Annotated in this window: 9 protein-coding genes; 5 read left to right on the top strand and 4 right to left on the bottom strand. The window is 61.3% G+C overall.

What is annotated here, in order from left to right:
• Positions 1-2 precede the first annotated feature (2 nt).
• Entirely contained in the window at positions 3-1,106 is a 1,104-nt protein-coding gene (gene moaA, locus P3W85_RS38500; RefSeq protein WP_276268658.1) for a GTP 3',8-cyclase MoaA, read from the top strand.
• Positions 1,107-1,289: 183 nt separating this feature from the next.
• Entirely contained in the window at positions 1,290-1,721 is a 432-nt protein-coding gene (locus P3W85_RS38495) for a host attachment protein (protein WP_017228987.1), read from the top strand.
• A 417-nt stretch (positions 1,722-2,138) separates the two neighbouring features.
• Here the strand turns inward: P3W85_RS38495 and P3W85_RS38490 are convergent, their stop codons facing one another.
• Positions 2,139-2,912 carry a hypothetical protein gene (locus P3W85_RS38490; RefSeq protein ID WP_276268657.1) on the bottom strand — a complete coding sequence of 258 codons (774 nt, stop codon included), beginning with the start codon at positions 2,910-2,912 and terminating at the stop codon, positions 2,139-2,141.
• A gap of 69 nt (positions 2,913-2,981) precedes the next feature.
• Between P3W85_RS38490 and P3W85_RS45390 the strand changes: the two genes are divergently transcribed.
• Entirely contained in the window at positions 2,982-3,134 is a 153-nt protein-coding gene (locus P3W85_RS45390; protein ID WP_346430325.1) for a BrnA antitoxin family protein, read from the top strand.
• A gap of 165 nt (positions 3,135-3,299) precedes the next feature.
• The gene (locus P3W85_RS38485; protein WP_276268656.1) at positions 3,300-4,115 is read left to right on the top strand and encodes an aminoglycoside phosphotransferase family protein; all 816 of its coding nucleotides are present in this window, start codon (positions 3,300-3,302) and stop codon (positions 4,113-4,115) included.
• Between the two features lie 90 nt (positions 4,116-4,205).
• Here P3W85_RS38485 and P3W85_RS38480 read toward each other — a convergent pair whose 3' ends face one another.
• The 3 genes from P3W85_RS38480 to P3W85_RS38470 all read right to left on the bottom strand — a co-directional run bounded on the left by P3W85_RS38480 (position 4,206) and on the right by P3W85_RS38470 (position 6,719).
• Positions 4,206-4,622 carry a hypothetical protein gene (locus P3W85_RS38480; protein WP_017228989.1) on the bottom strand — a complete coding sequence of 139 codons (417 nt, stop codon included), beginning with the start codon at positions 4,620-4,622 and terminating at the stop codon, positions 4,206-4,208.
• Between the two features lie 185 nt (positions 4,623-4,807).
• Positions 4,808-5,683, bottom strand: coding sequence for a nucleotidyl transferase AbiEii/AbiGii toxin family protein (locus tag P3W85_RS38475; RefSeq protein ID WP_276268655.1), 876 nt, complete (start codon positions 5,681-5,683; stop codon positions 4,808-4,810).
• Complete coding sequence (locus P3W85_RS38470) at positions 5,655-6,719, bottom strand: type IV toxin-antitoxin system AbiEi family antitoxin (RefSeq protein ID WP_276268654.1); 1,065 nt, start codon at positions 6,717-6,719, stop codon at positions 5,655-5,657. The genes P3W85_RS38475 and P3W85_RS38470 overlap by 29 nt, the downstream gene beginning before the upstream one ends.
• A gap of 348 nt (positions 6,720-7,067) precedes the next feature.
• Between P3W85_RS38470 and P3W85_RS38465 the strand changes: the two genes are divergently transcribed.
• On the top strand, positions 7,068-8,958 hold a 1,891-nt coding region (locus P3W85_RS38465), incomplete at its 3' end, for a bifunctional metallophosphatase/5'-nucleotidase (RefSeq protein ID WP_276268653.1).

Below are 8,958 nucleotides of genomic sequence, written 5' to 3'. Positions count from 1 at the left end.
CCATCTTCGACCTGCGCGACCATCGCTACCGCTCGATGACGCCCAGCATCCCGGACGTGCTCGCCGCACCGTCCGGCCTGGTTGCCGACACGCGCGGCAGGCCGCTGCATGATCTGCGCATTTCGGTCACGGACCGCTGCAACTTCCGTTGCGTCTATTGCATGCCGAAGGAAGTATTCGGCAAGGACTACACCTTCCTGCCCCATTCCGAGTTGCTGAGCTTCGAGGAAATCGAACGCGTCGCCCGCCTCTTCGTCGCCCACGGGGTCGAGAAGATCCGCCTGACCGGCGGCGAGCCGCTGCTGCGCAAGAACATCGAGAAGCTGGTGGAGATGCTGGCGCGCATCGAAACGGTGTCGGGCAAGCCGCTCGACCTCACCCTCACCACCAACGCCTCGCTGCTGGCTCGCAAGGCGCGCGCGCTGCGCGATGCGGGCCTGTCGCGCGTGAGCGTGAGCCTGGACGCCATCGACGACGCCACCTTCCGCCGCATGAACGACGTCGACTTCGCGGTGCGCGATGTGCTGGACGGCATCGAGGCTGCCCAGGCCGCCGGCCTGGCGCCGATCAAGGTCAATATGGTGGTCAAGCGCGGCACCAACGATGCCGAGATCGTGCCGATGGCCGCCCATTTCCGCGGCAGCGGCATCATCCTGCGCTTTATCGAGTTCATGGACGTCGGCGCCAGCAACCACTGGCAGATGGATGAGGTGCTCCCCTCGGCCGAGGTGGTCCGCCGCATCCACGAAGCCTTCCCGCTCGAAGCCATCCCCGCCAACCATGGCGGCGAGACCGCCGAGCGTTGGCGCTACCGCGACGGCGCCAGCGAGATCGGCGTGATCTCCAGCGTCACCCACGCCTTCTGCGGCGATTGCAGCCGTATCCGGCTGTCCACCGAAGGCCGGCTCTACCTCTGCCTGTTCGCCACCGAAGGCTACGACCTGCGCGCGCTGCTGCGCGGCGAACACAGCGACCTGGCAATCTCCAATGCGATTGCCGGGGTCTGGCAAGGACGCACCGACAACTACTCCGAACAGCGCAGCAACCCGGCGGTGCGCCAGGCCCGCGCCGAACGCAAGATCGAAATGTCCTATATCGGTGGCTGACGGCACTTAAGCGCTGCTTGCAAGCGCTGCATGCGGCGCATGCGATCCTCGGCATATCCATCTCCGGACCTGAAAATAAGGGTCCGGACACTGCGACCGGCGTTACAAAGACCGCCGGGACTATCGGCCAGCTCGGGACTATCCTTTTTTCATCCCCTATGGTTGAAATGATAGGAGTTCGCGATGACGAAAATCTGGACACTGACGGCAGATGGCAGCCGCGCCCGCATCTTTCTGACGCACGGGATGGAGCAGGATCTCGAGGAAGTCAAGAGCTTCGTCAATCCGCTGGGACGTGCCAAGGACGGCGAGCTGCGGGAGGATGCGCAGGGACGCTTTGCCGGCAAGGGCGAACCGATGCATTCGATGGCGCCGCGGGTCGATCAGCCCGAAAAGGAACGTGACGAGTTCGCCCGCATGCTGGGCCAGTATCTCGGGCAGGCGCGCATGGAGCAGCGCTATGACAAGCTTCGTCTCGCCGCCGCGCCGAAATTCCTGGGAATGCTGCGCGAGCACCTCGACAAGGAGGTGCAGAAGCTGGTGTTCGAGGAACTCAACGAGGATATTTCCAAACTGGACGCGCGCCAGGTGCAGAGCCGTCTCGCCGCCCACTGAGCCCGGCCGGCTTCGCCCCGGAGCCCCGCCCTCGGTCAGCCCCCGAGGCAGCCTTGGGTGGAGCACAAGCCACCTGCAAGAGGCGCACGCGCCACCCTGCCCCTGCCCTCGCTGGCCTGTTGCGTTGCCGGGCGCTCTGGTTGCACAAGGGGCTTGCAACCCCGCCGCAAAGAGAGTAGGGTTAACCCTGTCTCCTCCACCACCTCGGTGGATTCCCAACCGCGCTCAAGATGGCGCGGTTTTTTTTGTGCGTCGGTGGGTGCACCATCTGCCACGGCCTGGCATCCGCTGATCGTGCTGCTGCTCTTTCTTGCCCGCGTCTTCGGCGACCTGGCCGACATAGGAAAGCCGCCAGGAATACGAGTCGCTCTCGAGGTGCAATGCTCCGCCCAACGTAACCCGGTCATTCTCTCGGTTTCAGCACGGTACTCGACTGACGACACCGCCACCGGAAATAGTGCACCACCGCTGAACCTCTTGTTGCGGTGCCGGATACGGCCGTCCAGTCCTCGGATCAATTGAATCGTACTCGTGGGAAACGTGTGCGGCTCTCCACGCATTGTTCTCAGCTATCTGTTTATCAATCGCAATACGTTGTTGAGCGAGATCCGCTTTCTGCGCCTCATCCACTTTCCTGGTCATGGCAACCAGCCGCGCATATTTAGGATCGCGAACATCCTGCAAGGGAGGGAGCGGCGGCGCAGATGGCATGATAACCAGAGTGCCGGTGTATTTCGGTATCGATAATTTAGATGGTTTCCTCCCATCCGCCGCCCCGTTTATATCCCACATTGCGGCGTTCATTTCGAGAGCATGTTCGTAATTTTGATTCACATCCGCCAGCGTGGGGGTTCCCGACGGTACCGGGAATGGCTGCAGGGAGGGCGGGAGTGTTTGCCGCGCGGCAGGATATACGACGCGAACCCAGTTCACTGCGGCAACGGAGTATTGATATAGAAGCGCCTGATAAGCTTCCAGTATTTGGGTACGACTATAAGTGTTGGGATTTTCGGCAAGGGCCTTATATGAGATCAGCTTCTTTTCGTAGACTCCTCTGGCATCCCTCTGCGAAATGACAAGCTGCTGCTGAGGATCAGGAGGAGGAGATATTGCAGCGCATCCCGAGAGTGCAACGACGACGAACATCAAGGCCCCCGTTGCTCGAAACATCATCTGAATTTGACGTGACATAGAAAAATCCACCTGAATCCTGGAAGTTTGGAATAGGAATCGGGACGTTGGGATTGATACCGATCCCGCATCGTCCACGACGGCCGCAACGAGGCACTTGCACGGCGCGGCCGCCCCGCCCTGGCACTGGCTGGGCGCAAGGTGGCCACCAACGTCCGCCAGGGCCCCGATGTGCTGGACGCATGCAAAGCGACCGGCGAAAGCTGGCGACCCGCCTACTAATGACATGTAGCTGTCAATGTCCCCAGATTTAAGGTAGTTCCACGATGCAAGTCCAAGCTCTCAAACCTGCCCTTAGGCCGACGACATATTCAATAGTCTTTGCTTGTACTCGGCAGAGTCATCCGCATGATGCCATATCCGCATCGGTGCGGTAAGATCGCCGGCATGTTCAGTGAATATCTCCGCCGCTGGGACTTGACTCCGGACGGCCACCCCATCCTGACCAATAGTAGCCGGCTGCTGCCTGTATGCCGCCGAGGCATGCCGGCAATGCTGAAAGTGGCTGTGTGCAGCGAGGAACGGCGCGGCAACGCTGTCATGACGTGGTGGGATGGCGTTGGCGCGGCACTGGTGCTGGAGCATGATGATGACGCCCTTCTCCTGGAGCGAGCGCACGAGACTCCATCGCTTGCTGGCCTCGCCGCCAACGCGAACGACGACGAGGCCATACGCGTTGCGTGCGAGGTGATCGCCGGATTGCACACGCCGCGCGCTGCGCCGCCGCCATCCGTAGTTCCATTGTCGCAATGGTTTGCGCCCTTGACGGCGGCGTCTCGGGTGCACGGTGGGATTCTGCCTTGTTCTGCCGTTGCGGCAACCGAACTTCTGTCCTCCGCACAGGATGACGTAGTCCTGCATGGCGACGTGCACCACGGCAACATCCTGCATTTTGGCAAGCGCGGCTGGCTTGCCATCGACCCCAAGGGACTGTCTGGCGAGCGCGGCTTCGACTATGCCAATCTCTTCTGCAACCCCAGTCATGCCATTGCGGCGAACCCGGACAGGTTTGCCCGACGCATTGCGATCGTGACAGACGCCGCGGCACTGGATCGCAAGAGGCTGTTGCAATGGATACTGGCTTGGGGAGGACTCTCCGCAGCCTGGATGCTGGAGGATGGTCTTCCGCCGTCGACCGCCCTGGAAGTCGCGAGGATGGCGGCGGCAGAACTGGATCGCATGGGGGATTGCGCCGCCAGTTGAGGAGGCATCGCCAAGCCTCTGCCCGGCGCCACCGCCTGCCCCGCATTGCCCGCCCGCGGCGGGCAGCAGGAACCCCGACCGCATTCAACTTCAGTCGCAGATGATGGCCGTCACGAATGGCGCCGCATGCTGGGCCCGCGCCTTGCTGCCCGACGCAGCCAGGGTCTTGGCGATGGCCTCGGTACCGCCCACGACGGCCACGCCGTACAGAGGCTTGTCCAGGGGCGTGCCTTTGCCGGCCTTGAACAGCGCATCGTGCGGCTGGAAGCCGAACACCGCGAACACGCTGCGGCCGAGCACCGTCATGCCGGAGTCGGGCGTGGGCCAGAAGGCGTTGACCGAATTGTCCTCCACCCGCATGGGGCTGGTCTCGATCAGGTGCTCCTGCTGCAGCGCTGCGATGAACCGGTGGGCGGACTCGCCGCACGCCAGGACGGTATTGAGCGGGGCGGCAATGCCGAGCGCCGGCACGGCTGCCAGCAGCGCCGCAAGTAGCGGATATTTCATGATGGACGCTACTTTCCTTTCCTTACCTTGCCGCACGCGAGGCGGCTTGACTTCCGGGTTGCTCCCAGGAACACCAGGCGCATCCTGTTTCCGAAATCGGCGGTTTCGCAGGGCCGCATCAAGGCATGAATGTGCCTTGGCCTGCGGGTACCGTGCGCGAGCGAAGTGTTGCATCCCGGCATTCTTTATATCTTCATGAACTCTGTCCGAAACGCATCCATGCGCTGACGCACCCGCATAGGATCCATTCCGTCGTCTCGAGCGCGCAGCGCATCGCCAAAACTCATATGGTCTATGAGTACCTGGTATCTCGCCTCGTCATCGAATATCTCTATAAGCTGCGCGCGAGCCTCAGTTGACGCTATCGGGCGAGCATCCTTTGCCAGCAACGCCGCCGCCGCGATGTCCGTATCATAGCCATGCTGTTCCAGGAGCGCGCTCTCCTGATCATAGAGACGGTCCTGGTTGCCTGCTCTGTCGTAGGTGCTCAGCAGGATAAGCAGGTCGGTCGCATCGTGCCTGCTTTCGTGATTGCGATCTCGCCAAGCCAGTAGCTTGAGAATTGCCATCGAAGGAAGCGAAGCAAAAGGAATGAGAAGATCATCCTCGATCCGGATGGACACTGCGGCCAGCGATGCTTCGCGAAAGCCGGCGACGTTCATCAATGTATCCATATCCGGCGGCCAAGCTATGCTTGCAGCGGGTTTCTCGATTTCACCAAAAGGGATAATGTCCAATTGCAATACAACGCCGGGAGCGGGACGATAGAGCAGCTTGTGGGGGTTCCTGGGAGTCGCCTCAAAGAAACCTGTTGACGTCAGGGTGCCCTTGAACGCTGCATGACGCGCCCAATCTTCCACGCATATACCGATATCGACATCGCGAGTCGCGCGTCCAGGCGCTGTGCCGAAAACGTGCTCAAGGATGACAATCCTTGCAGTAGCGCCTCCCACGAAGTACTCGATTCCGAGATCCTTCGCAGTCCGATCAAGTGCACGCAGCAAGGATGCCGTGGCCGCATCCAAGGGCCGCTCAGGCAAAAGGTTGTGGGCGATGGGCAAGATACTTCTCCCTGATCAATCTCGCGACGTCCAGGCTGCGGGCCTCGCCAGATTCGAGTAAATCTGCGTAGACGAGAACAGGATGGGCGACCCCGGCCGGGGTGCCGGCCGGTTTGGGAGACGATCCAGACCAGAATGCCTGAAAGATCTCCACCTCGCCCTTGGCGTCAGCGCGCAGGCGGCCTTCCATGATCAGCTCCTTAGGGGATGTCGTGTGGGCATACAACACCACGCGCTCAGGACGAAGGTGCTGTGTCAATTTATCGGCGGCGACCTCGGCGCTGAACACCGCCCCATGTCTGGCAAGGTCAATCGACTTCCACCAGTCCGGGTTGCTGGCCGAAAAGCGACGCGACTGAAGCTTGGGCTTCAGCTTGATGGGATAGAGGGTTGCCCACTCATCCACAACACGCTCCCAATCTCCGAATTGACGCTTGCCGTCAGCACCTGCCACGAGGAGCCGGCGGTTGACGAAATCGTCGATCGCGACGTTGACTGTACTCAAGGCAACTTGCGCAACCGCTGCAATTGCTCGATACGAAGCGCTTACGAGCCTTGGCTCCGCAATCAAGGCGTAGAGCACCTCAAGCTGCTTCGGGCCCGCGGTTCGGCCGCGCGGAGAAGATGTAGCGCGCTCGGAACGCCGACGGCCAACGACGTAAACCAGCGCTTCCGGATGATTCAGCGACACGTTGCCGGCGGTGTCCAGGAACGAGATCTGGTTCTCTCGTAGCCGTTCCGCCATCACTTGGGAAAGCGAGTTGGTCACGAGGAGAAGCGGTTCGCCAAGTTTTTCTTGTGCTTCCTTGAGTTTGGCGACGGTGGCAAACCTGTCCATATGGACCTTCACTTCCACTGGCATCGTGAATTTGCGCCCATGGCCCAGATCAAAATGCATCAGACCATCCAGCAGCGACCTCGGGCCGGCGCTCGCAGGCGGCGCCGAGCAAGCGTGCAAGCCAGTAGCTTCACCAAAAGCAAGGGCAGCCTCTTCCAGAAGAAGCCCCTCTTTCTCCTGCTCATAGGAACGTGGCATAGCGCTTATGTACGATTTCTGTTAAGTGTACGCGTTCCGCGTACATAATGCAAAATCATACAACAAGCTTCTCCTGAGGCCAGGCGTACGGCTTCTGCGCCATGTACGCGTAGCGCGAACGGCCCTAAAGACCGAACGACCAGAGAGGCATCTATAAGTAACAAATATCTTCTGGCAATCAAGTCTTTGCACCGTTGGCAACACGCCGCAGCGCTCGGCATTCATGCTCTTTCCAAGCCAACGGCAACCTGAAACGCCGCGATCAAACCGCTGTATTCACATCGTTGTAATCACACCGTCATTTGCATTGTGAACAATACATTCTGTTACAAAACGTTCACAACGCTCATGACACTCCCTACGACACGTCGTGCAGGTGCTTCCGCGCTTGCCCTGCTCGCCTCTGTTTTCGCCCTTGCCGCCTGCGGGGGTGACGAGCAGGCATCCCAGGCTCAGCCGCAGAACCCGCAGCCGACGGCCGAGGGCAAGCCGCTGTCCCTGACGATCCTGCACGTCAACGACCACCATTCCCACCTCGACGCGGAATCGGTCAAGCTCAACCTGATGACCGCCGCCGGCAAGCGCGAAGCGATCGACGTGGAATATGGTGGCTTCGCCCGCGTGACCTCGGCCATCAAATCCCTGGCTGCGGCGACGCCCAACGTGCTGAAGATGCATGCGGGCGATGCCGTGACCGGCGACCTGTATTTCAATCTGAACGACGGCAAGGCAGACGCAGACATGATGAACACCGTCTGCTTCGACTCGTTCACGCTTGGCAACCACGAGTTCGACAATACCGATGCCGGCCTCAAGAAATTCATCGACTTCCTCCATGCCGGCAACTGCAAGACGCCGGTGCTGAGCGCCAATGTCAAGTTCGCGACCAACTCGGCACTGGCCGGCAGCCCGGTGAAAGCCTCCACGGTGGTGGAGCGCGACGGGCAGAAGATCGGCATTATCGGCCTGACCATTGCCGACAAGACCAAGAATTCCTCCCGTCCGGATGCAGGCACGACGTTCCAGAACGAGGCCACCGCTGCCCAGGCCGAAATCACCCGGTTACGCAGCCAAGGCATCAACAAGATCATTGTTGCGTCGCATGTGGGCTACACGGGCGAGCTGGCGCTGGCCAGACAGCTCAGCGGCGTAGACGTCATCGTCGGCGCCGACTCGCACACGCTGCTCGGCCCGGCGGACCGCATGTCGGCGCTTGGCCTGACCCCCGAGGGCGAGTATCCGACCCGTGTCGCCGACAAGGATGGCAAGCTCGTCTGCGTCGTGCAGGCGTGGCAATACAGCTACGTGGTAGGCGAACTGAAGGTCGATTTCGACAAGAATGGCGACGTCACCGGCTGCCAGGGCAAGCCGCATGTGCTGATCGGCGACACGTTCAAGCGCGGCACCGCCGCCGTATCGGACGCCGACCTCGCCGCCATCAGGCAGGACATCGCTGCCAGCGGCGTGCTGCGACAGACAGCGCCGGATGCCGCAGCGGCCGCCACGCTCGCCGGCTACAAGTCCGCCAAGGATGCACTAGGCAAGAAGGTCGTCGCCACGGCACCGGCCAACCTTTGCCTGCGCCGCGTGCCGGGCACCAAGCGCGATGCCACCCGTTCCGTGCTGGGCGACGTGTGCAACAAGGACGCCAATGTCATTGCCCACGGCGGCGACGTGCAGCAGTTGGTGGCACAGGCGTTCCTGGAGCGCGGGAAGGCCTTCTTCAATGCCGACATCTCGATCCAGAACGGCGGCGGCGTCCGCGTTGACCTGCCGGCCGGCGACGTAACGGTCGGCGGCATCTACAGTGTGTTGCCATTCAAGAACACGCTGGTGCAGCTCAAGATGACGGGCGCCGAAGTCAAGGCCTCCCTGGAGGACGCCGTTTCCGCCGTGGTAGCCAACAACACGGGCTCCTATCCCTATACTGGCGGGCTGCGCTGGGCCATCGACCTGAACCAGCCGGCCGGGTCGCGCCTCAGCCAGCTGGAAGTGAAGTCCGCATCGGGTTATGTGCCGCTGGACCCGGCCAAGACCTATGCCGTCATCACCAACAATTTCCTCGCCGATGGCCAGGATGGCTACACGACGATGAAGAGCGTCGTCGGGGCACGCCGAAGCGACGTCGGGCTGGACTACGCCGAGGCCTTCCTGACTTATGTCGAGGGACTGCCAGGCGCATCCAAGGAACTGAAGAAGCTGCCGGTGGCGGACTACAGCACGCAACTGTTTACCGATA

Origin of the sequence: Cupriavidus basilensis, assembly GCF_029335485.1 — a bacterium.
Classification (GTDB): Bacteria; Pseudomonadota; Gammaproteobacteria; order Burkholderiales; family Burkholderiaceae; genus Cupriavidus; species Cupriavidus basilensis_E.
The sequence above is the reverse complement of the archived record's forward strand: the minus strand, read 5'-3'. Positions and strand labels throughout refer to the sequence as shown.

Excerpts from the sequence above, each read along its gene's own strand:
- P3W85_RS38495 (WP_017228987.1), top strand. The coding sequence starts at position 1,290 with ATGACGAAAATCTGGACACTGACGGCAGATGGCAGCCGCGCCCGCATC.
- P3W85_RS38490 (WP_276268657.1), bottom strand. The coding sequence starts at position 2,912 with ATGTCACGTCAAATTCAGATGATGTTTCGAGCAACGGGGGCCTTGATG.
- P3W85_RS38485 (WP_276268656.1), top strand. The coding sequence starts at position 3,300 with ATGTTCAGTGAATATCTCCGCCGCTGGGACTTGACTCCGGACGGCCAC.
- P3W85_RS38480 (WP_017228989.1), bottom strand. The coding sequence starts at position 4,622 with ATGAAATATCCGCTACTTGCGGCGCTGCTGGCAGCCGTGCCGGCGCTC.
- P3W85_RS38470 (WP_276268654.1), bottom strand. The coding sequence starts at position 6,719 with ATGCCACGTTCCTATGAGCAGGAGAAAGAGGGGCTTCTTCTGGAAGAG.